This is a genomic window from Streptomyces genisteinicus, from assembly GCF_014489615.1.
Classification (GTDB): Bacteria; Actinomycetota; Actinomycetes; order Streptomycetales; family Streptomycetaceae; genus Streptomyces; species Streptomyces genisteinicus.
Map to the genome: position 1 here is coordinate 2,406,423 of NZ_CP060825.1, position 26,721 is coordinate 2,433,143.

Consider the following 26,721-nt stretch of genomic DNA (forward strand, 5'->3'; position numbering starts at 1 on the left):
GTCACACGCCCGTGCCGGCCGCGGCCGCGCGCAGGGCGGCGAGGACCCGGGCGGTCCCCGGCGCCGCCTCCGCGCCCCGCCGCGTCGCCGCGACCACGTGCCGGCGCGGCTGGTCCTCCGCGAGCACGCGCATGACGACGCCGCCGCGCCGTTCGGCGGCCGCCATCCGCGGTACCAGCGCGACGCCCATGCCGGCCTCCACCATGGCGAGGATCGCACTCCATCCGGTCGCCGAATGCGCCTGCTCGGGCACGAAACCGGCCGTCTCGCAGGCGGTGAGCGTGATCCGCGACCAGGGTCCGCTGCCGCCGAAGATCCAGGGCTCGCCCGCGAGGTCCGCGAGCCGCAGCCCGTCCGCCGCGGCCAGCGGATGGTCCGCCCGCAGGGCGACGTCGAGAGGGTCGGCGAGCAGCGGCACCAGGGTGAAGGCGGGGTCGCGTGCCGTGGGCGCCTGGGCGGCCAGCGAGAGCGCGAGGTCCGCGCGGCCCGCCGCCAGCAGCTCGTACGCCTCGGCCGCCTCCGCCTCGCACACCCGGACGTCCAGCCCCGGACGCGCGGCGCGCAGCCGCAGCACGGCCGGGACGACCAGGGCGGGCACGGCCGTCGGGAAGGCCGCCACCCGGACCGTGCCGGTCTCGCCGCGCAGATAGCCGGCCAGTTCCGCGTCCGCCCGCTCCAGCTGCGCGAACACCTCCTCCGCGTGCCGCAGCACCAGGTGCGCGGCGTCCGTGAGCCGGACCCGGCGGCCGTCGGCCTCCAGCAGGGCGACGCCGAGCCTGCGGGACAGCCCGGACAGCTGCTGGGAGACGGCGGAAGGCGTCATCATCAGCGCCTCGGCGGTGGCGGTCACGGTTCCCCGTTCCGCGAGCGTCCGCAGGATCCACAGCTTCCTGATGTCCCACTCCGTCATGGGACGCACGCTATCCGGCCCGCCCGGGCCGCCGGGCGCCCGGTGCGTGGCCCTGGCGGCGGCCCGGGCCGCCGCTCACCCTTCCCGGGCCGCCGCCAGGGCCACGCCGCCGAGGATCAGCGCCATGCAGAGCAGCCCCGCGGTCCCGACGGACTCCCCCAGGAGCACGGCGGACAGCGCGGCCACGCAGACCGGCTGGAGGTGGTAGACGGCCCCGGCGCGGGCCGCGCCGATCAGGGCGACGGCCCGGTTCCAGGCGAAGAAGGCGACGGCCGACGAGCAGACGCCCACGTACACCAGCGGACCGACCGTGGCGGCGGAGGGCTCGAAGCCGCCCTGGAGCACCAGGCTCACCGCGAAGGCGGGCGCGAGCAGCAGGGCGCCGGCGACGAAGGTGGTGAACAGGAACACGACCCCGCCGATCTCCGCGGGCCGCCGCCGCAGCAGGGCGCTGTACGCGGCGAAGCTGAGGGCCGCCCCGAACATCCACAGGTCGCCGGGCCGGGGGTCGAGGGAGAGCGTGCCGTCGCCGACCAGCAGCAGCACGCCCGCGCAGGCCAGCAGCATCCCCGCGGTGCGGCGGGGGCCGAGCCGGGCGCCGCCGAGGCGGGCGAAGACGGCCATCAGCACGGGCGACGCGGCCATGATCATGCCCATGTTCCCCGCGGTCGTGGTCAGTCCCGCCTGGTTGACGAGGGTGTTGTAGAGCGTGACCCCGAGCAGCGAGGCGAGCAGCAGATACGGCAGATGCCCGCGGATCACGGCGCGCTGCCGCCAGGCCGCCCGCAGGGCGAACGGGGCGACGGCCGCGACGGCCACGACCCACCGCCAGAACGCGGCCTGCACCGGCGGCACGGAGTCGTGCAGGGCGCGCGAGGTGACGAAGCTGCCCGACCAGACCACCGTCGCGAGCGCCGCGAGCAGGAGCCCGGCGCCGGTACCGCGCCCGGCTCCCGGCACTGGCACGGGCAGGTTCCCGTCGCGGCGGACACGGCCCGGGGCTGTCGCGGTCATCTGGTGCCTTTCCGTGGGTGATGCGGACATCACCACGGTGGCGCGGAACGACCCCTCAGGTCCATCGAAGAATTCCGCTCGTACCGTTCAGCAGAACTGAACGGTACGGGGCGCGAGGCGGGACGGCACCCACGGACCCGAGCCCGCCGCACGCCCCCGGACACACGAGGACGCCCCCGGTGCGAGCGCACCGGGGGCGTCCTCGGACAGCGGTCACCCGCCCGTCGTCAGCTCTGCTTCCTGGACTTGTCGAGCACCATCACCAGACCCGTGATCACCGCGAACAGCACGATCGGGGCCACGACGTACAGGCCGAGGGTCTCGGCCACGCTCAGGCCGGTACCCGGGTCGTCGCCGTCGTCCGGGGTGAGCGCGAGCGCGGGGGACGACATCAGCAGCATCATCAGCGTCGTACCGGCCGCGACGGCGCCGGCGCGCAAAGCGTTCTTCTTGTCCACGGTGCCAACGTAGCGAACCGCTCTCAGGGCCGCGCGCCCGGGGGTGCCGTACGGGACCCCGGCGCTCCGAAGACCTCGAAGAAACGGTGCAGCCGGGGCGAGGCGGCGAGTTCCTCCAGGGTCACCGGGCGGCCCTCGGCGTCCGCCACGGGCAGCCGCCAGTTCGGGTACTGGTCCCAGGTGCCGGGCAGGTTCTGCGGGCGGCGGTCGCCGACGGCGTCCGGCAGCCAGACTCCGGTCATCCGGGCCGGCGTGCGCAGCAGGAAGCGGTAGACGGCCCGGATGCCGCCCTCCTCGTCGCCCGCGCCCTCCGGAAGCACCCCCGACTCCTCCAGCATCGCCAGCCAGGCCTGCACGTCGGCGGCGTCCTCGGCCCGCTCCTCCTCCAGGGGGCGGGTCAGCAGCCCGAGCCGGTGGCGCAGTTCCACATGACCGCCCGTCAGCCGCGCCGCCGTGGACGGCAGGTCGTGGGTGGTCGCCGTGGCGACGCAGCCCTCGCGCCAGCGTCCGGGCGGCAGGGGCAGACCGTCGCCGTCCCAGTCGCGCTCGAACCAGAGCACCGAGGTGCCGAGCACGCCGCGGGCCGCGAGGGCCTCGCGGACGCCGGGCTCGACCGTGCCGAGGTCCTCGCCCACGACGACGGCGCCGGCCCGGTCCGCCTCCAGGACGAGCACGGCGAGCATCGCCTCGGCGTCGTAGCGGACGTAGGTCCCCGCGGTGGGCGGGGCGCCCGCCGGCACCCACCAGAGGCGGAACAGGCCCATGACGTGGTCGATGCGCAGTGCCCCCGCGTTGCGCAGCACCCCGCGCAGCAGCCCGCGGTACGGGGCGAACGCGGAGGCCGCCAGCGCGTCGGGCCGCCACGGGGGCAGCCCCCAGTCCTGGCCGCGGGCGTTGAACGCGTCCGGCGGCGCGCCGACGGACATCCCGGCGGCGAACACGTCCTGCTGGGCCCAGGCGTCCGCGCCGTCCGGGTGGACGCCGACCGCCAGGTCGTGCACCACGCCCACGCCCATGCCCGCCTCGCGGGCCGCCCGCGAGGCGGCGGCGAGCTGGGTGTCGGTCAGCCACACCAGCCGGGAGTGGAAGTCGACCCGGTCCATCAGCTCGCTCCGCGCGTGCGCGGTCTCCGGCGAGGAGGGGTCGCGCAGCGGGACCGGCCAGTCGCGCCAGGAGGTGCCGTGCACCTCGGCGAGCGCGCACCAGGTCGCGTGGTCCTCCAGCGCGCGGCCCTGCTCGGCGAGGAAGTCGCAGTACGCGGCGTGCCGGCCGGGCCCGAGCGGCACGGTGTGGAGGATCTCCAGCGCCTCGCGCTTGAGGGCCCACACGGCGTCCCGGTCGATGAGCGCGCCCTTGCGCAGGACGGCTCCGCGGAGTTCGGCGGCCTCCTCCCGCAGCTCCTCCAGCCGGGCGCGCTGCGCGGGGTCCGCGCCGCCGTACTCGGGGACGTCCTCGATGCGCAGATGGACGGGGTCCGGGAAGCGCCGCGAGGAGGGCCGGTACGGGGACGGGTCGGAGGGGGCGCCCGGGACGGCCGCGTGCAACGGGTTCACCTGGACGAAGGACGCGCCGAGGGAGCGCCCCGACCAGGTGGCCAGCTCGGCCAGGTCGCCGAGGTCGCCCATGCCCCAGGAACGGCCGGAGAGCAGCGAGTACAGCTGGACGAGGAGGCCGTGGGACCGCTCCCCCGGCCCGGGCGCCCGGCCGGGGGCCACGATCAGCGTGGTCTCCCCCGCCCGCCCGTCGGGCGCTTCGGCCCGCAGCCGGTGGACGCCGGGCGGCAGCGCGGCCCATCCGGCGGGCATCGGAGCCCCCGGACGGGCGGGGGCGGCGGGGCCGAGCACCGGACCCTGCTCCGTCTCGACCCGCAGAACCGTGCCGGCGGGGAGGGCGGCGAGCCCGGCGGCCGGAAGCGGACCCGCGGGCTCCTGCCAGACCACGACCGTCGGCGGCAGCAGGCGCTCGGCCTCCGCGCGGTCGGCCCGGTCCAGGGCGGCCCGCACCGCACCGGGCGTCGTCGCGTCGACGCCGAGCGCGCCGAGGACGGCGACGACCGTGTCGTCGGGCACCACCTGCGTGACACCCGGGGACGGCGAGAAGGTGGTGGCGACGCCGTGCAGCGCGGCGAGCCGGGGAAGGCCCATGCGGATTCTCCTGTCAGAACCCCGCGCCGTCGGAGCCGCCCGCCGTGGCCGGGGCGGTCGGTTCACTGGTCAGGGGAGCGAGATCGGCGAGCGGGGGCTCGCTGGTGAGGGGAGCGGCGTGTGCCAGCGGGGGCTCGCTCGTCAGCGGGACGTCGTAGGCCAGCGGCGGCTGGGCGTCGTGCGCGAGCGGGCAGGCGATGGGCGGCTGCGGCTGGAGCGGGACCTGTTTGGACAGGGCGTCGAGCAGCAGCTGGGCGGATGCGGCCACGGTGAATCACTCCAAGCGGAACGTGAACGGTCGTGAACGGGTCACCCGGGGCCTACCCCGTGAGCCCGGCCCCAGACGTCGACGTCCGGTCAACGTGGCCCAGGTCACATCGCGTTCCCGGCCGGGGCGGCCTGCCCCGGCGACGGACACGGCTCCGATCATCCACCACCACCGGGCAAAAGGTGCGCAACGACCACGCGCATTGACACCCCCGCGGTGGGGTGGTGGGCTCGGAGCCCGGCGGAACGGGGAGACCGAGGGGAGTCACGGGCGTGCGGCTCGCGGGAAGAAGGCGTACAGCGGCGGCGCTCGCGGTGGCCGTCATCAGCGGCCTGCTGGGCGGCGCCCAGCCGGCGGCGGCAGCACCCGGCGATCCCGCCTCCCCGGCGGGCACCGCCCGGGACCCCGAGAGCGCCGCGGCCGTCCCGCCCCTCTGGCCCCGCCCCCAGTCGGTGCGCGCGGGCGGAGGCGTCCTGCCGCTGGGCCACGAGGCGACCGTCGTCGCGGCCCCCGGCACCGACCCCTACGCCGCGGCCCTGCTGAAGGACGTCCTGCGCGACGCCGGGGTGCGGACCGTGCACGACGCGCTGCCCGGCCGGGGTCCGGTGTTCCTCCTCGGCGGCCCCGGGGCCGGGCGGGCACTGCACGCGCTGCGCGCCGCGGAGACGGGCGACCTGCCCCGCGGCGGCTACCGCCTCGCCTCCGGAGAGGTCGCCGGCCGGGCCACCGTCGCGCTCGACGGCACCGGTGACGACGGCCTGTTCCACGGCGTGCAGACGCTGCGCCAGCTGGTCACCGGCGACGGCGTCCCGCACGTCGTGGTCCGCGACTGGCCCGGCACCGCCGTCCGCGGCACCACGGAGGGCTTCTACGGCACGCCGTGGACCCATCGGCAGCGCATGGAGCAACTGGACTTCATGGGCCGCACCAAGCAGAACCGGTACCTCTACGCCCCCGGCGACGACCCGTACCGCCAGGCGATGTGGCGCGAGGCCTATCCGGCCGTGCAGCGCGCCGAGTTCAGGGAGCTGGCCGAGCACGCCCGGCGCAACCACGTGGTGCTCGCCTGGGCGGTGGCCCCGGCCCAGTCCATGTGCCTCTCCGACGACGGCGACATCCGGGCGCTGAACCGCAAGATCGACGCCATGTGGGCGCTGGGCGTACGGGCGTTCCAGCTCCAGTTCCAGGACGTCAGCTACAGCGAGTGGCACTGCGGGAAGGACGCCAGGGCCTTCGGGTCGGGGCCCGCCGCGGCGGCGAAGGCGCACGCACGCGTCGCGGACGCCGTCGCCCGCCACCTGGCGGACCGTCACCCGGGCGCGGAACAGCTGTCCGTGGTGCCCACCGAGTACTACCAGGACGGCCCCACTGACTACCGGCGCGCTCTGGCCGCGGAGCTGGACGACGGCATCCGGGTCGGCTGGACCGGCGTCGGCGTGGTGCCGCGCACCATCACCGGCCGCGAACTGGCCGAGACCCGGGAGGCCTTCGGCCGCCCGCTGGTCACCATGGACAACTACCCCGTCAACGACTGGGCCCAGGACCGGATCTTCCTCGGCCCCTACACCGGCCGCGACCCGGCGGTCGCCGGCGGCTCGGCGGCCCTGCTGGTCAACGCCATGGAACAGGCGTCGGCCTCCCGCATCCCGCTGTTCACCGCCGCCGACTTCGCCTGGAACCCCAAGGGCTACCGCCCCCAGGAGTCCTGGCGCGCCGCGCTCGACGACCTGGCCGGCGGCGACGCCCGCGCCCGCGAGGCGCTCGGCGCGCTGGCGGGCAACGACGCCTCCTCGATCCTCAGCCCCGACACGGAATCGGCCTACCTGCGGCCGCTGATGGACGAGTTCTGGCGCACCCGCGCCACCACCGACGCACAGGCCCAGGAACGCGCGGCCGACGCACTGCGGTCCGCCTTCGCCGTGATGCGCGAGGCCCCCGGACGGCTGGACTCCACGGCCGGCGGCGACCTCGCCGACGAGGTACGCCCCTGGCTGGACCAGCTCTCCCGCTACGGACACGCCGGCGAGAAGGCCGTCGACATGCTGCTCGCCCAGAGCCGCGGTGACGGGCAGGCCGCCTGGGACGCCTCGCTCGCGCTGGAACCACTGCGCGAACGGCTCTCGGCGAGCCGGGTCACCGTCGGCAAGGGCGTGCTCGGGGCGTTCCTCGACCGGGCGGAGAAGGAGTCACGCGCCTGGACCGGCGCCGACCGCGCGGGCGCCGGCAAGGGCGGGGACACCGTCCGCCTCGCCGGGCCCCGCCCGGTGACCGCCGTGACGACCATGACCGAACCCGGGCACACCTCCCCCGGCCACCTCGAAGGACATGTGCCCGGCGAGGGCTGGCGGCGGCTCGCCCCGCTCTCCGCGGGCGGCTGGACGCAGACCGACGTCAAGGAGCTCACCGTGGACGCGCTGCGGGTCGCGCCGGACGGCCCCCGGCCGCCGGCCGTGCGCGCGCTCGTCCCCTGGTTCGCCGACGAGCCCGCGGCCGGACTCGCGCTCGACCGCGAACAGGCGGGGGCGGAGATCGGCGGCGCCCCGCTCCGCACGGACGTGCGACTGACCGCCCAGCGCCCCGGCGAGGTCCGGGGCGAGCTGACCGCGCGGGCCCCGGCCGGCATCGAGGTGCGGGTGCCGCAGCGCACCACCGTCCCCCGCGGCACCCGCGCGACCGTCCCCGTCGAGGTCACGGTCCCCGAGGACACGCCGTCGGGCGAGTACCGGGTGCCGCTGGCCTTCGCCGGCCAGGAGTCCACACTCACCGTGCGGGCCTTCCCGCGGACCGGCGGGCCCGACCTGGTCCGCGCGCCCGGAGCGAAGGCGTCCGCGTCCGGCGAGGAGACGGCCGACTTCCCGGCGTCCGCCGCCGCCGACGGGGACGGCGCCACCCGCTGGTCCTCGCCCACCGGCCCGGACGCCTGGTGGCAGGTCGAGCTCGCCCGCCCGGCACGCGTGGGGCAGGTCGTGCTGCACTGGCAGGACGCGTACGCGACGTCCTACCGCGTACAGGTCTCCTCCGACGGGGTCACCTGGCACACGGCGGCCACCGTCACCGACGGCCGAGGCGGCCGCGAGACCGTCGGCCTGGACGCGAAGGACACCCGCTTCCTCCGGATCCGGGGGGACGAGCGGGCGACCCGCTTCGGGTACTCCCTCTTCACCGTCGAGGCGTATGCGGTCGCGGACCGCTGAGGGGGGGGTGCGCGGGGGGTGTCCTTGCCGGACGGGGTGGTGCGGTGCGGGTGTGTGGGTGGCGCACCCACGCTGCGCGCGGGTTGTCCTCAGACGCCGGACAGGCTTGGGTGCCCGGTCGGGCATGTGTGCTATGTGCGGGCGGGGGTGGTGCACCCCCGCTCCGCGCGGGTGTCCTCAAACGCCGGACGGGCTTGAGTTGCCCGAACTGGGTCCGCACCGCAGAGCGGAAGTTGCGGGTCCCTCCGGAGGCTAGAGCGCCCGCTCGCCCCAGACCTACGTCGCCCTAACTGGACGACCGTCGGGCGCTTACGCCTCCTGCGCGCCCCGTGTCCGCGGCGAACGCACCGGCCGGACGGGGGGAGGGAGCATTTCCGACTGCGGGTGAGTGGGTGGGGGGTGCAGGGGCAGCCGTCCGAGACCGGGGGCGCGGCACGAGGCGATGTGGGTACCTGCCCGTACATCTTCGCGTCCGGCAAGGACACCTCGCACGCGCAGCGGAGGTGGGAAAGCCACCCGGTCCCGCGACCACCCACGCAAACAGCACACACGGCGGAAGATGCTCACGACCACCGGGGCCGCGGACGAAGAGACAGCCCCCACACCGGCGGGCCGGTACGTTCCACGCGGACACGGGGCGCGCAGGAGGCGTAAGCGCCCGACGGTCCTCAGGCTAGGGCAGGTCAAGTCTGGGGCGAGCGGGCGCTCTAGCCTCCGGAGGGACCCGCAACCCCCACTCCACGCACCGGACCAGCGCCGTGCAACCCAAGCCCGTCCGGCGCTTGAGGACACCCGCGCGCAGCGGGGGTGCACCACCCCCGCCCGCACAAGAAAAACATGCCCGACCGGGCACCCAAGCCCGTCCGGCGTCTGAGGACAACCCGCGCGCAGCGTGGGTGCGCCACCCACACACCCGCACCCAAACGTGCACCGCACCCGCGGAAACCGCACCGCACACGCGGGAAACGCTACGCCGACACCCCGTCGATGCGCTCCATCGCATCCTCCGCCCCGTACGGCTGGAGGTACGGCAGCCAGCGCGGGTCACGGTGGCCCGTGCCGATGATCCGCCAGGCGAGCCCGCTGGGCGGGGCGGGCTGGTGGCGCAGGTGCCAGCCCAGCTCGCGCAGGTGCCGGTCGGCCTTGACGTGGTTGCAGCGGCGGCAGGCCGCCACCACGTTGTCCCAGGCGTGCTGCCCTCCGCGGCTGCGCGGCACCACGTGGTCGACGCTGGTTGCGACGCCACCGCAGTACATGCAGCGCCCGCCGTCGCGGGCGAAGAGCGCTTTGCGGGTGAGCGGAACGGGCCCCCGGTAGGGGACCCGTACGAATCGTTTGAGCCTCACCACACTGGGCGCGGCGACGACACGGGTCGCACTGTGCAGGAGGGCGCCGGACTCCTCGAGGCAGAGAGCCTTGTTCTCCAGGACGAGGACGAGAGCGCGGCGGAGCGGTACGACGCCCAGTGGCTCGTACGACGCGTTGAGGACCAGGACATGCGGCACGGATGCCTCCTTGTACGCCGGCGGCGCGTGGCTCGCGCCGGGACGATCTGCCTTCAGTTTCGCCTCATGGCCGGTCCGAACGCCACCACGTGCGCGTAACGGGCTGGAGGTGTTCTGCACCACAGGCGCAGGTGTCCCTTTTCTTCCTTCGTGGTGAGCCTTGTCTCTTGCCGCCGTGAGGGCGCGGGGCGGTGCGGCGGCCGCCGTTACTGTTGTCCTGGTTCCCCGTCGCCCGCCTGGAGGTTCCCCCTGTGACCGCGTTCTGGTCCGCCGTACGCGCGGACGGCACTCAGCAACCCGCCCCCGTCACGCTCGAGGAGGCCGCCGAGAGAGCGGGCGACGCGGCGGGGTGGGTCGAGGAGAACTGGTCCACCTGGCTGAACACCGGTCTGCGGATCGCGCTGATCCTGACGGTCGCGCTGGTGCTGCGCATGCTGGTGCGCCGCGCGCTGACCAAGCTCATAGAGCGGATGAACCGGTCCGCGCAGGCGGTGGAGGGCACCGCGCTGGGGGGTCTGCTGGTCAACGCCGAGCGGCGCAGACAGCGCTCGGAGGCGATCGGCTCCGTGCTGCGTTCGATCGCGTCGTTCCTGATCCTGGGCACCGCGGGGCTGATGGTCCTCGGTGCGTTCAACATCAATCTGGCACCGCTGCTCGCCTCGGCGGGTGTGGCGGGTGTGGCGATCGGCTTCGGTGCGCGCAACCTCGTCACCGACTTTCTCTCCGGCGTGTTCATGATCATGGAGGACCAGTACGGCGTCGGGGACTCGGTCGACGCGGGCGTGGCGTCGGGCGAGGTCATCGAGGTGGGCCTGCGCGTCACCAAGCTGCGCGGTGACAACGGCGAGATCTGGTATGTGCGCAACGGCGAGATCAAGCGGATCGGCAACCTCAGTCAGGGCTGGGCGACGTCGGCCGTGGATGTCACCGTTCGGCCGTCGGAGGACCTGGACCGGGTGAAGGCCGTGATCGGCGAGGTCGCGGACGAGCTCGCCAAGTCGGAGCCGTGGAACGAGCGCCTGTGGGGCCCTGTCGAGGTGCTGGGTCTGACCGAGGTGCTGCTCGACTCGATGACGTTCCGGGTGGCGGCGAAGACGATGCCGGGCCAGGCGCTCGGCGTGGAGCGCGAGCTGCGCTGGCGGATCAAGCGGGCGTTCGACGCGGAGGGCATCCGGATCGTCGGCGGGCTGCCGCAGCAGGCGGAGGAGGCCGTCGCCGACCCCACGGCGGGCATGTCCGCGCCGTCGGCGTTCGCCTCCCAGACCTCTCCGCAGTCCCTGGCCGCGTCACCGATACCGCCGCCCACCAACCTGTCCAAGTAGCGCCGGGGAGCACCTCCGCGACCGCGCCCCCGCAGCGACGTTCCCGTCGCTGCGGGGGCGCGGTTGTTGACGCCGCCCCGACCAGCGCCCTACCTTGCCTCCTACCGATTAGGAAACTTTCCTAACAGTGTGCTGCTGGAGGCTCTTCATGGCCGGAACGACACCGGGGACACCGCGCGTGCTGCGGGCCATGAACGATCGCGCCGCGCTCGACCTGCTGCTGGAGCACGGACCGCTCTCCCGGACCCGGATCGGCAACCTCACCGGTCTGTCCAAGCCCACCGCCTCGCAGCTGCTGGCCCGGCTGGAGGCCGCCGGCCTGGTGGTCGTCACCGGCACCACCGCGGGCAGGCCGGGCCCCAGCGCCCAGCTGTACGCGGTCAACGCCCGTGCCGCGTACGCCGCCGGCCTGGACGTGACCTCGCGGCGGATCAGGGCCGCCGTCGCCGACGTCACCGGGGCGGTGGCCGGCGAGTACGAGCTGCCCACCCCCGGCCGCCGCGCGGACAGCGTCGTCCGCCAGGTCACCGACGCGCTCGACGGCGCGGTCAAGGCCGCCGGCATCACCCGTGCCGACGTCCACCGCCTGGTCGTCGGCACCCCCGGCGCCTTCGACCCGTCCACCGGACGGCTCCGGTACGCCTCCCACCTGCCCGGCTGGCACGCGCCCGCCCTCCTCGACGAGCTGGCCGCCGCCCTGCCGATGCCGGTCGAGTACGAGAACGACGTCAACCTGGTCGCCGTCGCCGAGCAGCGGCTCGGCGCGGCCCGCGGCCACGACACCTTCGTCCTGCTGTGGAACGAGGAGGGTCTCGGCGCCTCGCTCGTGATCGGCGGCAGGCTGCACCGCGGCTTCACCGGCGGCGCCGGCGAGGTCGGCTTCCTGCCGGTGCCCGGCACCCCGCTCGTCCGGCAGGTCGCCAAGGCCAACAGCGGCGGCTTCCAGGAACTGGCGGGCGCGCAGGCGCTGCCGCGGCTCGCGCGCGAGCTCGGCATCGAGCACATCGGCAGCGGTCCGTACGCGGAGGTCGCCGCCTCCTTGCTCGCGCGCGCCGCCGACGCCGACTCGGGCGCGTACGGGCAGCTGCTCGACGCCTACGCGACCGGCCTCGCCACCGGTCTCGCCTCCATGGTCGCCGTGCTCGACCCGGAGCTCGTCGTGCTCTCCGGCGACGTCATCGCCGCGGGCGGCGAGCCGCTGCGCACCCGGGTCGCGGCCGAGCTCACCGAGCTCGCCGCGCCCCGCCCCCGGCTCGTCTCCGGCACCGTCCGGCACGGCCCGGTGCTGCGCGGCGCGCTGGAGAGCGCCCTGGCCACCACCCGGGACGAGGTCTTCGACACCTCGCGCTGACCCCGCCGTCCCGCCCTCCGATCCCGCTTCTCCCCCTTCCCCCGGCCCTTCGTCACAGGGAGACACCGCCATGCCCAGAATCCGCCGGACCACGGCCGCCGCGCTCGCGGCGACCGCCGCGATATCGCTCCTCGCCACGGCCTGCACGGGGTCGGCCGGCGACGCCGCGCCGGACGATCCGAAGGCGCGGACGACCCTCACCTTCTGGCACGGCTGGTCCGCGCCCTCCGAGGTCGCCGCCATCGAGGCCAACATCAGATCCTTCGAGGCGAAGCACCCCAACATCACGGTGAAGACCGTGAAGGGCATCACGGACGACAAGCTGAACCAGGCGCTGCGGGCCGGCGGCTCCCAGGCGCCCGACGTCGTCTCCTCGTTCACCACGGACAACGTCGGCCGCTTCTGCACCACGGGGGCGCTCGCCGACCTGAAGCCGTTCCTCGACAAGTCCGGCATCGACCCGGCGGCCACCTTCCTGCCGCAGATGGCCAAGTACACCGAGCACGAGGGCAAGCGCTGCGCGGTGCCGCTGCTGGGCGACGCGTACGGCCTCTACTACAACAAGAAGGCGTTCGCCGAGGCAGGGATCACCGCCCCGCCGAAGACCCTCTCCGAGTTCGACGCGGTCGCCGAGAAGCTCACCAAGCGCAAGGGCGACACCTACGAGCAGCTCGGCTTCATGCCCAACTTCCAGGGCTACGAGACCACGTTCGAGCACTACGCCTCGCAGTTCGGCGTCCGGTACTTCGACGCGGACGGGAAGTCCGCCCTGGCCGGGGACCCGGCCGTGAAGGCGCTGTTCACCTGGCAGAAGAAGCTCGCCGACCGGCTCGGCGGCTACGAGCGGCTGGAGCGCTTCCGCGCGTCGCTGGGCGACGAGTGGGGCCCCAAGCACCCGTTCCACACCGGCCAGGTCGCCATGCAGCTCGACGGCGAGTGGCGCGGCAAGATGGCTTCGGACGCGGAGCTGGACTTCGAGATCGGCGCCGCGCCGTTCCCCGTCCCCGACGACCAGGCGGACCAGTACGGCAAGGGGTACCTGTCCGGCACGATCCTCGGCATCGCCCGGGTCAGCGAGAAGCAGAACGCCGCCTGGGAGCTGGTGAAGTACCTCTCCACCGACACCGACGCGGTGGTCTCCTTCGCCAACGCCATCCACAACGTGCCCTCCACCCAGGCCGCGCTGAAGTCGCCGGACCTGGGCGACGATCCCCTGTACCGCACGTTCGTCTCCATCGCCCAGCACCCGGGCAGCTCGCACGCGCCCTCCTCGGTGAACGGCGGGGCGTTCCTGCTCACCGCGCAGGACCTGGGGGTGCGCTGGGAGGCCGGCCGGGAGAAGGACCTGGACGCCGGGCTGCGCAAGGCCGACGCCCAGGTCGACAAGGACAACGAGCAGGCGCGCTGATGGCCGCCGTCCAGGCCGTCCGCGCCGTGGCGCCGGGGCTGCGGGCCCGGCGCCGCAGGAACGCGCTGCGCACGCTCGCGTTCCTCTCCCCCTGGCTGGTCGGCTTCGCCGTCTTCTTCGCGTACCCGCTGGTGTCGACGGTCTACTTCAGCTTCATGAAGTACGACGGGTTCGCTCCGCCGACCTGGGTGGGCCTGAAGAACTGGGCGTACGTCTTCGGCGACTACCCCTTCTTCTGGCCCGCGCTGCGCAACACGCTGTGGCTGGTCGCCGTGATGGTGTCGCTGCGGGTCCTCTTCGGGATCGGCATCGGGCTGCTGATCACGAAGATCAGAACGGGTGCCGGGCTGTTCCGGACCTTCTTCTACCTGCCCTACCTCGCCCCGCCGGTCGCCGCGACCATGTCGTTCGTCTTCCTGCTCAACCCCGGTACGGGACCGGCGAACACGATCCTGGAGTCGCTGGGGCTGCCGGCGCCCGGCTGGTTCACCGACCCGGCGTGGTCCAAGCCGTCGCTGACGCTGCTCGCGCTGTGGGGCATCGGCGACCTGATGGTGATCTTCATGGCCGCGCTGCTCGACGTGCCGAAGGAGCAGTACGAGGCGGCGGAGCTGGACGGCGCGGGGCCGTGGCAGCGGTTCCGGCACGTCACCCTGCCGAACATCTCGCCCATCGTGCTCTTCGCGGTCGTCACCGGCGTCATCGCGACCATGCAGTACTACACGGAGCCGCTGGTGGCCGCGAAGGTCGCCAGCGGGGTGATCGGCGGCTCCGGCCAGCAGTTCGAACCGGGCTATCCCGACCGGACCACGCTCACCGTCCCGCAGATCGTCTACAACCTGGGCTTCCAGCGCTTCGACACCGGAGCGGCGTGCGTGGTCGCGCTGGTGCTGTTCGCCCTGGCGATGGCGTTCACCGCGGTGCTGATGCGGCGCCGCTCCGGCTTCCTGTCGGCGGAGGACTGACCGATGACCCTGACCAGTACCCCGCCGGCACCGGCCGTCTCCCCTCCCGGGACCGGCGGCACCGGCGCCGCCCGGCGCGCTGCCCGGCGACGGGCCGCGCTGGAGTGGGTGGCCGTCCACTCGCTCGCCGTCGCCGCCGCTCTCTTCTTCCTGCTCCCGTTCCTCTTCGTCTTCCTCACCGCCGTGATGAGCGACGACCAGGCGCTCACCCGCGACCTGTGGCCGCACACCTGGGAGTGGGGCAACTTCGCGACCGTCTGGAACACCCCGGGTTTCCTGACCTGGTGGCGCAACACCCTGCTGTACGCGGGCCTCGGCACGGTGCTCGCCGTGGGCTCCAGCATCCCGGTCGCCTACGCGCTGGCCGTCTTCCGCTTCCGGGGCCGCAACCTGGCGATGATGCTGGTCATCGCCATGATGATGCTGCCGCCGCAGGTGGTCGTGGTGCCGATGTACCTGTTCTGGGCGAAGCAGCTGGACCTGGCGGGCACGCTGTGGCCGCTGATCGTCCCGTTCGGCTTCGGCAACGCCTTCACGATCTTCCTGCTGCGCCAGTTCCTGCTGACCATCCCGAAGGAGTACACGGAGGCCGCCCGCATCGACGGCTGCGGGGAGCTGCGCACCATGGTGCGGATCGTGCTGCCGATGGCGAAGCCCGCCATCGCGGCGGTGGCCCTCTTCCACTTCTTCTACTGCTGGAACGACTACTTCGGACCGCAGATCTACGCCTCCGAGAACCCGGCCGCCTGGACCCTGAGCTACGGCCTGGAGTCCTTCAAGGGCGCCCATCAGACCGACTGGAATCTCACCATGGCCGCGACGGTGCTGATCATGGCACCGGTGATCGTGGTCTTCTTCTTCGCGCAGAAGGCGTTCATCGAGGGCGTCACCCTGACCGGAGTGAAGGGCTAGGAACAATGAAACTCGCAGTCGTCGGGGGCGGCTCCACCTACACCCCCGAACTGATCGACGGCTTCGCGCGGATGCGCGACACCCTGCCGATCACCGAACTCGTCCTGATCGACCCGGCCGCCGACCGGCTGGAGCTCGTCGGCGGCCTGGCGCGGCGGATCTTCGCCAAGCAGGGCCACGGCGGGACCATCGTCACCACCTCGGACCTGGACGCCGGGGTCGAGGGCGCCGACGCCGTCCTGCTCCAGCTGCGCGTCGGCGGCCAGGCCGCACGGCAGCAGGACGAGACCTGGCCGCTGGAGTGCGGCTGCGTCGGCCAGGAGACCACGGGCGCGGGCGGCCTCGCGAAGGCGCTGCGCACCGTGCCCGTCGTCCTGGACATCGCCGAACGGGTGCGCCGCACCAACCCGGACGCCTGGATCATCGACTTCACCAACCCGGTGGGGATCGTGACCCGCGCCCTGCTGTCCGCGGGCCACAAGGCGGTCGGCCTGTGCAACGTGGCCATCGGCCTCCAGCGCAAGTTCGCGAAGCTGCTGAACGTCGCACCGGGGCAGGTGCACCTCGACCACGTGGGCCTCAACCACCTCACCTGGGAGACCGGGGTGCGCCTCGGGGGGCCCGGGGGCGAGGACGTGCTGCCGAAGCTGCTCGCCGAGCACGGCGAGGCCGTCGCGGCCGACCTGCGGCTGCCGCGCAGCCTGCTGGAACGCCTCGGTGTGGTCCCCTCCTACTACCTGCGCTACTTCTACGCGCACGACGAGGTGGTCGAGGAGTCGCGCACCAAGCCGTCGCGGGCGGCCGAGGTCGCGGCCATGGAGCGGCAGTTGCTGGAGATGTACGGCGACCCCTCGCTGGACGAGAAGCCCGAACTGCTGGCCAAGCGCGGCGGAGCCTTCTACTCGGAGGCGGCCGTGGACCTCGCCGCCTCCCTGCTGGGCGGGGCGGGCGGCCGGGTGCAGGTGGTGAACACCCTCAACCGGGGGACGCTGCCGTTCCTCCCGGACGACGCCGTCGTCGAGGTGCAGGCCCGGGTCGGCGCCGACGGTGCCGCACCGCTTCCGGTGCCCTGGCTCGATCCTCTCTACGCCGGGCTGATCGCCCAGGTGACCGCGTACGAGGACCTGGCCCTGGACGCGGCCCTGCGCGGGGGGCGCGACCGGGTCTTCCGGGCCCTGCTCGCGCATCCGCTGATCGGCCAGTACGACTACGCGGACCGGCTCACCGACAGCCTGCTCGCACACAACCGGGAGCACCTCGCGTGGGCGTGAACGCGGCCGTCCTCGCCATCGACGCCGGCAACAGCAAGACCGACGCCGCGTTCGTCGCCGCCGACGGGACCGTGCTGGCCACGGCCCGCGCCGGCGGCTTCCAGCCCCCGCGGGTCGGGGTCGGGGCCGCCGTCGACGTGCTGGCCGAGGCGGTGGACGCCGCACGGGCCGCGGCCGTCGCGGCGGGCACGCCCGTCGAGCGGCCCGGCCTCGTCCTCGCCGCGCTCGCCAACGCCGACCTGCCCGTGGAGGAGGCCGAACTGACCGCGGCGCTGCACGCCCGCGGCTGGGGCGGCGTCACCGAGGTGCACAACGACACCTTCGCGCTGCTGCGCGCCGGAGTGGACGAGCCCCGCGGGGTGGCCGTGGTGTGCGGCGCGGGCATCAACTGCGTGGGCATGCTGCCCGACGGGCGCACCGCGCGCTTCCCGGCGATCGGGAAGATCTCGGGCGACTGGGGAGGCGGCGGCGGCCTCGCCGAGGAGGCGCTCTGGTACGCGGCGCGCGCCGAGGACGGGCGGGGCGAGGCGACCGCGCTCGCCCGCGCCCTGCCCGCGCACTTCGGGCTGGAGTCCGTGTACGCGCTGATCGAGGCGCTGCACCTGGGCAGGGTGCCGGCCGCCCGGCGTCACGAGATGACCCCGGTCCTCTTCGCGACGAGTGCCGGCGGAGACCGGGTGGCCAGGTCGCTGGTGCGGCGTCAGGCCGAGGAGATCGTGGCCATGGCCTCCGTCGCGCTGGACCGGCTCGGGCTCCTCGGCGAGGAGACCCCCCTGGTGCTCGGCGGCAGCGTCCTGGCGGCCCGGCACCCCCAACTGGACGCGGACATCGCGGAACTGCTGGAACGCCGGGCCCCCAGGGCCCGGGTGCGGGTGGTGACCGCCCCGCCGGTGCTCGGCGCGGCCCTCCTGGGCCTCGACCGCACCTCCGCCCTCCCGGAGGCCCACGCGAGACTGCGCGCCCACTTCGGCACGTGACGCCCCGTGCGGCGGGAACGGGGGCCCGCCCCCGCGGGGCCCGCCCGGGGGCGTCCGCACCCGGGCGGGCCGGGCGCTCCCGCGGGGCGAAGTCCCGCTCGGGCGGGCACTGTCGGCCCCGCCGGCGCTTGGGGCGCGGGGGCCGCTCCCCTCAGCCCCGCCGGCGATTGAGGCGCGGGGGCAACTCCTTCAGCCCCGCCGGCGATTGAGGCGCGGGGGCACGGGGGCAGAGCCCCCGCCGAGGCCGCCCACCCGCACGGGGGCCGTGACCCCGGGCAGCCGACCCCGCGCACGGGCAACGCACCCCACCGGACAGGGCCCACCCCGGCAACCGACCCCCACACGGGCAGCTCTCTTCAGCCCCGCCAGCGATTGAGGCGCGGGGGCACGGGGGCAGAGCCCCCGCCGAGGCCGCCCACCCGCACGGGGGCCGTGAACCCCGGCAGCCGACCCCGCGCACGGGCAACGCGCCCCACAGGACCGGGCCGCACCCCGGCAACCGACCCCCCACACGGGCAACCCCCCACCCCGGATTCACCCGTTCGGCGGGAACCGCCGGGCGGCGGGGAGCGTATTCACTGTGGGGACACAGGGGGGCGGGCCAGGGAGGTGCGGTCGTCGCCGTGTGCCGCGACGAGTCGATCAAGATCCAGTCAATTCTGGTGTGAAGCAGTCCCCTACGGCCATACTGCTGGCCGGGAGTCATCCGAGGACCCGCTGGGGAGCGGGCCGTCATCGACCGAGGGGGAGGTCACGTGACACACCCGCCGACGGTGGGCACCGCGCCTCAGCCGGCTCCTGCACCCGCGCCTGCGCCGGTGCCCGCGCACACTCCTGTGCCCGCGCAGCCGCCCGCTCCGCCGGGCGGACCGGCAGCCGGCACCCGGGCCGAGATCGTGCGCCGGCTGCGCACCGCCGCGACGACCGAGCCGGGCCGGCTCCAGATCATCGGAGCCGTACTCGCCGCGTTGCTGGTGGTGTTCGGCGCGGTGACGGCTCTGGAGGTCTCCGACCGGGAGGCCGCCGCGGACGACGTCGTGGGCCGCAGCCAGCCGCTGAGCCGGGACGCGGCCTCCGTCTACCGCTCCCTCGCCGACGCCAACACCGCGGCCTCCACCGGCTTCCTCTCGGGTGCCGAGGAGCCGCGGGAGGTCAAGGAGCGGTACGAGAAGGACATCGCCCGCGCCTCCCGGCTGCTGGTGACCGCCGCCACCCACACGGACGCCGACAGCGAGTCGGGCCGCCAGATCGCCCACCTCAACGAGCATCTCCCCCGCTACACCGGCTACATCGAGACGGCGCGCGCCAACAACCGCCTGGGCCACCCGCTCGGCGGGGCGTACCTGCGGTTCGCCAGCGACCTGATGACCGAGGACCTGCTGCCCGCGGCGCGCAAGCTGCACCTCGCCGAGTCCTCCCGGCTCCGTGCCGACTACGACGACGCCCGCTTCTGGCCCCTGGCGTCGGTGGCCACGGGGGTCGCCGCGCTCGCCTTCCTCGGCTGGGCCCAGCGGCGCAACTACCGCCGCACCCATCGGGTGTTCAACCGCGGGCTGCTCGCCGCCACCGTCGCCGCGGGTCTGGTCACGGTGTGGCTGGTCGGCGCCCAGGCCCTCGCCGGGGCCAGGCTGGACGACGCCGAGATGCACGCGCAGCGCTCGCTCGACGTGCTGAGCGAGGCCCGCATCCAGGCGCTCCAGGCCCGCGCCAGCGAGAACCTCACCCTGGTCGCCCGCGGCGCGGTGCTCACCGACGACGGCAGGAGCGACAAGTACGCCGTGGAGTACGCCCAGGCGATGGAGCGGCTGGGCACCTCCCTGGACTCCGCGCTCCGCCACGCCGACGACACCGCGGGCCGCGAGCCCGTCGAGAAGGCCGCCGGGACGGTCTCCACCTGGCGGACCAGGCATGCCGGCGTCACCAGGGCCGACCAGGGCGGCGACTACGACGGCGCGGTGGAGCGGGTCATCGGCGCCGAGGGGTCGACCAACGAGTCCTTCGACGCCCTCGACACGGCCCTCGCCGAGGCGCTGGAGCACGAGCAGCAGGAGTTCACCGCGTCCGCGAAGGCCGCCGGATCGGCGTTCACGGGCCTGGCCGCCGGTGCGGCACTGCTCGCCGTGCTCGGCGCGGTGGCGGCGGTGCTCGGCATCAACCGCAGGCTTTCGGAGTACCGGTGAGAGGGGCAGCGATGACCGACGAGCCGACGGGTGTCCGCCGGCGCGGGCTCCGGGCCGGGCTGCGGGGCTGGGGCGGCGTCGCCGGCATGGCCGCCGCCTGCGCGCTGACGGCCGCCGTCACGCTGCTGCCGCTCTCCCACGGAGGCGCGGACGTCCTGGACGCGGAGCCCGCCCGCCACGGCAGTTCCCTGCCGGCGAAGGCGGACGACTGCACCGACCCCGAGGCGTCCCTGCGCCCGTCGGCCGGCGGCGGACCGAACATCGACGCCATCAAGGAGCGCGGCAAGCTCGTCGTCGGCGTCGACCAGAACAGCTACCAGTGGGGTTTCCGCCGCCCCCTCGACCCCGAGGAGACCGCGGACGGCACCGCCAAGGCGTCGGCCGGCCGGCTGGAGGGCTTCGACATCGACCTCGCCCGTGCCATCGCAGCGGACATCCTCGGCAGCGAGGACGCCATCATCTTCCGCGCGATACCGACCAACCAGCGGATCGCCGCGCTGGACAGCGGTGCGGTCGACATCGTGGTGCGCACCATGACGATCAACTGCGCCCGCATCGAGCAGGTCGCGTTCTCCACCGCCTACTTCCAGGCGGGACAGCAGGTCCTCGCGCCCAAGGGCCAGGAGATCACCGGCTACGACGCCTCCCTGAAGGGCAGGCGGGTGTGCACGGCGGAGGGTTCCACGGCGTACGAGGCCATGGAGAGGAACGCCTTCGGCGCCACCTTCCGTGACGAGCACGACGGCGGCCCGCAGGACGAGGACCTGCTCACCGTGCCGAACCAGCTGGACTGCCTGGTCAGGCTCCAGCAGGGTCTCGTGGACGCCATCGTGACCGACAACGCCCTGGCGGCGGGGCAGGCGGCGCAGGACCCCTCCGTCGAGCTCAAGGGCGAGCCGTTCACCACCGAGTTCTACGGGGTGGCCACCAAGCTCGGCAAGGACGACGTGGTCCGCCGGGTGAACCACGTGCTCGACGAGTACCGCAAGGGGCCCTGGATGGCGGCGTACACCCGCTGGCTGAAGGACGACCTGCCGGGCATCACGGCGCCGCCGCGGCCCGAGTACCGCGACTGACGGGTCCGGGGCGGGACGACGGGGACGGGCACCGCCCGAGGACAGGACACGCACGGAACGGAGAGGTGATCGATGGGCGTCGCGGGACCCTTTTCCGGCGCGGCGGGGACGCCGCACGGGCCGGTGATGGACCGGGACGAGGTGGACCGCGCGCTGGCGCGGCTCGGCGCGGAGCACGAGGCCGTCGAGACCTCGCTCCTGGCACTCCAGGACCACGCCGGCCGCAGACTCCTGGAGGGCGCCGACCTGACCGGCGTCACCCGGGACCGCTGGGCCGCCGCGGAACAGTCGATCAGCCTGCTGTGGACGTACTTCGACGCCTACTCCGGCGCCCTCGACGCCATGCGCGAACTGCGCGCCAGGCGGCGCTGGTCCAGCCGCGAGGACCTGGCCGAGCTGACCGGGCGGCTGCGCGGCCGCAGCGTCACCGTCGCGGGCCAGGCCGTGCCGCCGTCGCCGGACCTCGCGGGCCCGGCGGTGCTCTCGGAGGAGTTCACCCTCCAGGAGCTGGTGGCCCGGATGAACGCCCTCTACGCGGCCTCGCTCGACACGATCATCACGGCCGACGCGGTGTGGTCGGCCCTGCCCGCCCGGATAGACCTCCTCTCCGCCGAGCTGCGCCGTACCCGTTCGCTCGCCCACTCCGTCGGCGTACGGCCGGGCGAGCACCCCTCGGGCGACGAACTGGAGTCCATCACCGGCGAGCTGGCGACCCTGCGCGCGCAGGTGGTCTCGGACCCGCTGGCCTTCTGGCGCCCCGCGGCGGGCAGTTCGGCGCCGGGCGGCGGCCGCCCCGACACCGACCGGTACGACCGGGCGGCGCGTGACCTGGAGGACGTCCGCCGGGAGATCGAGGCGGTGCTCCAGGTCCGGCAGGACTCGGAGGAGCGGCTGCGGCGGCTGCGCGACGTGCTCTCCCGGGCCGACCGCACCCTTGCCGAGGCCCGTGCGGCCCGGGGCGAGGTGCTGGCCAAGATCGCGGCGTCCGAGGTGCCCGCGGTCAGCGGGCCGCCCACCGCGCTCCAGGAGCGGCTCGTCGCGGCCGCCGAGCACCGGCGGCACTCCCGCTGGCACCGGCTGTCCCCGCTGCTGGACGCGCTGGAACGGGACGCGGAGGACGAACTGCACCGGGCCCGGGAGTCCTTGACGGCGGTCACCGCGCCGCTGGCGGTGCGCGCCGAACTGCGCGGCCGGCTCGACGCGTACAAGGCGAAGGTGGCCCGGCACGGTATGGCGGAGGACCCGCTGCTGGTCGAGCGGTACGACGCGGCCCGGCGCATGCTCTGGAGCGCGCCCTGCGACCTGCGGGTCGCGGAGCAGGCCGTGCTGCGCTACCAGCACACGGCGGCGGAGATGCTCGCGCCGCGACAGGACGGGCACGGCCCCGAGGACAGCAGGGGGGATTCATGAGCGAGAACACGAACTGCCAGCGCCCCGGCTGCGAGGGCTCCTACGAGGACATGGGCGGGGGCGAGATGTACTGCGACACGTGCGGGCTCGCGCCCGTGGTGTCGCCGACGGGCATGGTGTCGTCGCCGCCCACCGGAGTGGCCGGCGGCGGACGGGACTCGGTGTCGGCGCGCAGCGGACGGGCGTCGTCGCGGTCGTCGACGTCGCGCCGGTCGGTGTCGGGCCGGCTGTCGCGTTCGCTGACGGGCGGCAGCGCGTCCTCGCGCTCGGTGTCGGTGCGCAGTTCCGGCTCGTCCACCGCGGCCTCGGGACGCAACCGGCTCGGCGCGGGGCTGGTCTCCGTGCCGGAGGTGCCGAGACCCGATCCGCGGTCCGCGGTGATGGCCGATCCGGAGGTCCCCGAGCGCAAGCGGTTCTGCTCCCGCTCCGACTGCGGGGCGCCCGTCGGGCGCGCCCGGGGGGACCGGCCGGGGCGCACGGAGGGCTTCTGCACCAAGTGCGGCCACCCGTACTCCTTCGTGCCCAAGCTCAAGGGCGGCGACATCGTGCACGGCCAGTACGAGGTCGCGGGCTGTCTCGCCCACGGCGGCCTGGGCTGGGTGTACCTGGCGGTGGACCGGGCCGTGTCCGACCGCTGGGTGGTGCTGAAGGGCCTGCTCGACACGGGCGACCAGGACGCGATGGCCGCGGCGATCTCCGAGCGGCGCTTCCTCGCCGAGATCGAGCACTCCAACATCGTGCGGATCTACAACTTCGTCGAGCACCTCGACCAGCGCACCGGCTCCCTCGACGGCTACATCGTCATGGAGTACGTCGGCGGCAAGTCGCTGAAGGAGATCGCCAACGCGCGCCGCGGCCCGGACGGCAGGCGGGATCCGCTGCCGGTCGAGCAGGCCTGCGCGTACGGCATCGAGGCGCTGGAGGCCCTCGGCCATCTGCACAGCAGGAACCTCCTCTACTGCGACTTCAAGGTCGACAACGCGATCCAGCAGCAGGACCAGCTGAAGCTGATCGACATGGGCGCGGTCCGCCGGATGGACGACGAGGAGTCCGCCATCTACGGGACCGTCGGCTACCAGGCGCCCGAAGTGGCGGAGGTGGGGCCGTCGGTCGCCTCCGACCTCTACACCGTGGCCCGGACGCTCGCGGTGATGACGTTCGACTTCCAGGGCTACACGAACGTCTTCGTGGACAGCCTGCCGGACCCGGAGAACATCCCCGTCTTCCGCGCCTACGAGTCGTTCTACCGCCTGCTGGTGCGGGCCACCGACCCGGACCCTGCGCGCAGGTTCGCCTCCGCGCAGGAGATGGCCGACCAGCTCACCGGGGTGCTGCGGGAGGTCGTCGCGATGCAGACGGGGCGGCCCCGCCCCGCGCTGTCGACCCTCTTCGGCACCGAACTGCGGGTGACGGACACCGAGCTGTTCGCCGAGCTCGCGGACGACGTCTCCGCGCTGGGCGCACGCCGCGTCGGACGCGCCGCCCGCCCGGCCCCCGCACTCGTGCCGGGCGCGGCCCTCCCGGCCCAGCGGGGCCCGGCCGCCTCCGCCCCGCCGGCGGCCGCCTCGCTCGCGCCGCTGGACGCCCGGGCCGGCGCGCTGGCCCTGCCGGTGCCCCGCGTCGATCCCCACGACCCCAACGCCGGTTTCCTCGCCGGCCTGATGTCCTCGGCCCCCGCCGAACTCGTCGCCGCGCTGCAGGCCGTGCCGGCGAGCTCCACCGAGACGCTGCTGCGCGAGCTGCGCGCCCGGCTGGAACTGGGCGACCTGGTCTCGGCCTCGGGGACGCTGGCCACCCTGGAGGGCGGACGTCCCGACGACTGGCGGGTCGTCTGGTACCGGGGTGTCGCCTCGCTGGTGCACGGCGACCACGAGACGGCGGCGCTCTCCTTCGACGCGGTGTACGACGCGTTCCCGGGAGAGTGCGCGCCGAAGCTGGCGCTCGGGCTGTGCGCGGAGGTACTCGGCCAGCTGGACAACGCGGCGGACTACTACCGCCTGGTGTGGACGACCGACCCGAGCTTCGTCAGCGCGGCCTTCGGTCTCGCCCGGGTGCAGCTCGCGGCGGGCGACCGGACGGGGGCCGTGCAGACGCTGGAGTCGGTGCCCGAGGCGTCCATCCACTACACGGCCGCGCGGGTGGCGGCGGTGCGGTCGAGGCTGCGCCGGCGTGCCGCCCACGAAGCGCTGCTGGCCGACCTCTCCGCGGCCGCCGCGCAGGTGGAGGCGCTGGGAGCCTTCGGCCTGGACGCCGTGCGCCGGGAGCAGTTGGCGACCGAGGTGCTCGGCACCGCGCTCGACTGGGTAATCTCCGGTAGTCCCGGAGCCGGGCCGTCCGCGGCGGCGCCCGGCGCGGCCGGCGCGCCGGGTCCGCAGGGACCGTCGGTGCTGCTCGGCAGCCCGCTCGACGAGCGCGGTCTGCGCTTCGGGCTGGAGCGTTCCTACCGGGTCCTGGCCCGGCTCGCCCAGCGGGGCGAGGAACGGATAGAGCTGGTGGAGCGGGCCAACCGCTACCGCCCCCGGACGTGGGTGTGATGATGGCGCAGATGCACCAGTCGGCCGACGGGCAGTCCTGCCCCGGCTGCGAGGAACCGGTGGAATCGGGCGACCGTTTCTGCGGAGCCTGCGGGTACGACCTGTCGGCGCTCCCCGCGCCGGGCGGGGCCGGGCAGCCCGCGCGGGCGGCGGGCACCCCGGTGGAGTGGCCCGCGGCCGCCGGCACCGACACCTCGGGCATGTCGCCGCCCACCCAGCACGCCGCCGACCTCGCGGAGTCCGCGGCGAGCTCCGCGGGCGGCCCCGCGGGGGCACAGCCCGCCGGGGCGCCGGTACCGCCGCCGGCCGGTCCCGCGCCGCAGGGGCACTCCCCGGCCGGTGGCGCCGCCCCGGCGGCTCCCGCCGGTGCACACGACGGCGGCGGCGTCCCCGCCGGTGGCGCCGCGCCCCGCTCGGCCCCGCTTCCTCCGGCGGCCGGCTCCGGTGCGCCCGGCTCCGCCCACCCGCCGGTACCGCCCGCCGCCGCCCCCGCAGGCGCCCGGCCCGCCCCGGCGGGGGCCGGCCCGGCCGGGCACGGTGCCCCGCCCGTCCCGCCGACCGCCCCCGTGCCACCCATGCCGTCCGCCGCCCGCCCGGCCGGCGCCGCGGACCCCGGGTACGGCGCGGCGGCGTCCCCGGCCGGTCCGCCCGCGACCGCCGGCGGCGCCTCCGCACCCGGCTCCGCCCACCCGTCCGCCCCCTCCGCCCCGCCCGCCGGGGCGCTGCCCGCCCAGGCGACCGGGGCGGCCGCCGCGGAGCAGGCGGGCGGCCCGGTGCGGTACGACACCCCCGCCTCCGGGGACTTCGAGCTCGCCGCTCCCCGGCCCGGTACGGCCGTCGCCGTGGATCCGCGGACCGCGCAGCCCCTGCCGGCGCCGGCCGCCGCTGCCGGCGGCAAGCTCTGCGTGGCCTGTCGTGCGGGCCGGGTGGACACCGACGGCTACTGCGAGAACTGCGGGCACGCGCAGCCGCGCGAGCGGGACCACATGGAGCAGGAACTCGGTTCGGTGGCGGCCGTCAGCGACCGGGGTCTGCGCCACCACCGCAACGAGGACGCCTTCGCCGTCTCCACCACCGCCCTCCCCGACGGGTCGCCCGCGGTCGTCGCCGTGGTCTGCGACGGTGTGTCGTCGGCGACCCGGCCCGACGAGGCGTCCGCCGCCGCCGCCCGCGCCGCCAACGAACAGCTGCTGGCCGCCCTGCCGCGCGGCACCCACCCGCAGCAGGCGATGCGCGAGGCCATCGTCGCCGCGTCCGAGGCGGTCAACTCCCTTGCCGCCACCGACCCGGACCCCGAATCGGGCCGTCACCGGAACGCGCCGGCCTGCACGATCGTCGGCGCGGTCTCCGCGGGCGGTCTGCTCGTCGTGGGCTGGGTCGGCGACAGCCGCGCGTACTGGGTCCCGGACGACCGCAGCGGGCCGCCGGCCCGGCTGACCGAGGACGACTCCTGGGCTGCCCAGATGGTCGCCGCCGGCCTGATGAACGAGGCGGAGGCGTACGCGGACGAGCGCGCCCACGCGATCACGGGCTGGCTCGGCGCCGACGCGTACGAACTGGACCCGCACACGCAGTCGTTCAAGCCGGACCGCCCCGGCGTCGTCGTGGTCTGCACGGACGGGCTGTGGAACTACGCGGAGGGCGCCGACGACATGGCCCGCGTGGTGCCCGGGGACGCGGCGCTGCGCCCCCTGCACAGCGCGCAGATGCTGGTCGGTCACGCGCTCGACGGCGGCGGCCACGACAACGTGACGGTGGCGGTCCTCCCGTTCGCCGTGCCGGGCGGCGAGCCGGTCCCGCAGGTCCCGACGCCGTAGCCGAG

19 protein-coding genes are annotated in these 26,721 nt (G+C 74.8%); 13 read left to right on the plus strand and 6 right to left on the minus strand.

From position 1 onward, the window contains the following. Position 1: 1 nt before the first annotated feature. From IAG43_RS10525 to IAG43_RS10545, 5 genes are all read right to left on the minus strand, one after another. A complete protein-coding gene (locus tag IAG43_RS10525) occupies positions 2–910 on the minus strand; it encodes a LysR family transcriptional regulator (RefSeq protein WP_187740489.1) in 909 nt (302 codons plus the stop codon). A 75-nt stretch (positions 911–985) separates the two neighbouring features. Then, positions 986–1,924 carry a DMT family transporter gene (locus tag IAG43_RS10530; protein WP_187740490.1) on the minus strand — a complete coding sequence of 313 codons (939 nt, stop codon included), beginning with the start codon at positions 1,922–1,924 and terminating at the stop codon, positions 986–988. Positions 1,925–2,151: 227 nt separating this feature from the next. Continuing rightward, positions 2,152–2,382 carry a hypothetical protein gene (locus IAG43_RS10535; RefSeq protein WP_187740491.1) on the minus strand — a complete coding sequence of 77 codons (231 nt, stop codon included), beginning with the start codon at positions 2,380–2,382 and terminating at the stop codon, positions 2,152–2,154. Positions 2,383–2,405: 23 nt separating this feature from the next. Next, positions 2,406–4,526: a 4-alpha-glucanotransferase gene (malQ, locus tag IAG43_RS10540; RefSeq protein WP_187740492.1), complete on the minus strand. Its 2,121-nt coding sequence runs from the start codon at positions 4,524–4,526 to the stop codon at positions 2,406–2,408. 13 nt (positions 4,527–4,539) lie between these two features. Continuing rightward, entirely contained in the window at positions 4,540–4,794 is a 255-nt protein-coding gene (locus IAG43_RS10545) for a hypothetical protein (protein ID WP_187740493.1), read from the minus strand. Positions 4,795–5,066: 272 nt separating this feature from the next. Between IAG43_RS10545 and IAG43_RS10550 the strand changes: the two genes are divergently transcribed. Continuing rightward, the gene (locus tag IAG43_RS10550) at positions 5,067–7,988 is read left to right on the plus strand and encodes a glycoside hydrolase family 84 protein (protein WP_187740494.1); all 2,922 of its coding nucleotides are present in this window, start codon (positions 5,067–5,069) and stop codon (positions 7,986–7,988) included. 968 nt (positions 7,989–8,956) lie between these two features. Here IAG43_RS10550 and IAG43_RS10555 read toward each other — a convergent pair. Beyond that, complete coding sequence (locus tag IAG43_RS10555) at positions 8,957–9,493, minus strand: HNH endonuclease (RefSeq protein ID WP_187740495.1); 537 nt, start codon at positions 9,491–9,493, stop codon at positions 8,957–8,959. 251 nt (positions 9,494–9,744) lie between these two features. Between IAG43_RS10555 and IAG43_RS10560 the strand changes: the two genes are divergently transcribed. The 12 genes from IAG43_RS10560 (at position 9,745) to IAG43_RS10615 (ending at position 26,716) form a co-directional block, all read left to right on the plus strand. Beyond that, positions 9,745–10,815 carry a mechanosensitive ion channel family protein gene (locus IAG43_RS10560; protein ID WP_187740496.1) on the plus strand — a complete coding sequence of 357 codons (1,071 nt, stop codon included), beginning with the start codon at positions 9,745–9,747 and terminating at the stop codon, positions 10,813–10,815. 148 nt (positions 10,816–10,963) lie between these two features. Then, positions 10,964–12,166 carry an ROK family transcriptional regulator gene (locus IAG43_RS10565; RefSeq protein ID WP_187740497.1) on the plus strand — a complete coding sequence of 401 codons (1,203 nt, stop codon included), beginning with the start codon at positions 10,964–10,966 and terminating at the stop codon, positions 12,164–12,166. Positions 12,167–12,236: 70 nt separating this feature from the next. Further along, entirely contained in the window at positions 12,237–13,574 is a 1,338-nt protein-coding gene (locus IAG43_RS10570) for an ABC transporter substrate-binding protein (RefSeq protein ID WP_187740498.1), read from the plus strand. Beyond that, positions 13,574–14,539, plus strand: coding sequence for a carbohydrate ABC transporter permease (locus IAG43_RS10575; protein WP_187740499.1), 966 nt, complete (start codon positions 13,574–13,576; stop codon positions 14,537–14,539). The genes IAG43_RS10570 and IAG43_RS10575 overlap by 1 nt, the downstream gene beginning before the upstream one ends. A gap of 3 nt (positions 14,540–14,542) precedes the next feature. Beyond that, on the plus strand, positions 14,543–15,451 hold the full coding sequence (locus IAG43_RS10580; RefSeq protein ID WP_187740500.1) for a carbohydrate ABC transporter permease: 909 nt from the start codon (positions 14,543–14,545) through the stop codon (positions 15,449–15,451). Between the two features lie 5 nt (positions 15,452–15,456). Next, positions 15,457–16,722, plus strand: a complete 1,266-nt coding sequence (locus tag IAG43_RS10585) for a 6-phospho-beta-glucosidase (protein ID WP_187740501.1) — start codon at positions 15,457–15,459, stop codon at positions 16,720–16,722. Further along, positions 16,713–17,699, plus strand: coding sequence for an N-acetylglucosamine kinase (locus tag IAG43_RS10590; RefSeq protein WP_187740502.1), 987 nt, complete (start codon positions 16,713–16,715; stop codon positions 17,697–17,699). Before IAG43_RS10585 ends, IAG43_RS10590 begins: the two co-directional genes overlap by 10 nt. Positions 17,700–18,454: 755 nt before the next feature. Further along, positions 18,455–19,879, plus strand: coding sequence for a hypothetical protein (locus tag IAG43_RS10595; protein WP_425508585.1), 1,425 nt, complete (start codon positions 18,455–18,457; stop codon positions 19,877–19,879). Positions 19,880–19,890: 11 nt separating this feature from the next. After that, positions 19,891–20,955, plus strand: a complete 1,065-nt coding sequence (locus IAG43_RS10600) for a glutamate ABC transporter substrate-binding protein (protein ID WP_187740503.1) — start codon at positions 19,891–19,893, stop codon at positions 20,953–20,955. 72 nt (positions 20,956–21,027) lie between these two features. Then, positions 21,028–22,365: a hypothetical protein gene (locus tag IAG43_RS10605; RefSeq protein ID WP_187740504.1), complete on the plus strand. Its 1,338-nt coding sequence runs from the start codon at positions 21,028–21,030 to the stop codon at positions 22,363–22,365. Further along, positions 22,362–24,899 carry a serine/threonine-protein kinase gene (locus IAG43_RS10610; protein WP_187740505.1) on the plus strand — a complete coding sequence of 846 codons (2,538 nt, stop codon included), beginning with the start codon at positions 22,362–22,364 and terminating at the stop codon, positions 24,897–24,899. Before IAG43_RS10605 ends, IAG43_RS10610 begins: the two co-directional genes overlap by 4 nt. A gap of 11 nt (positions 24,900–24,910) precedes the next feature. Continuing rightward, a complete protein-coding gene (locus IAG43_RS10615; protein ID WP_425508586.1) occupies positions 24,911–26,716 on the plus strand; it encodes a PP2C family protein-serine/threonine phosphatase in 1,806 nt (601 codons plus the stop codon). Positions 26,717–26,721 lie beyond the last annotated feature (5 nt).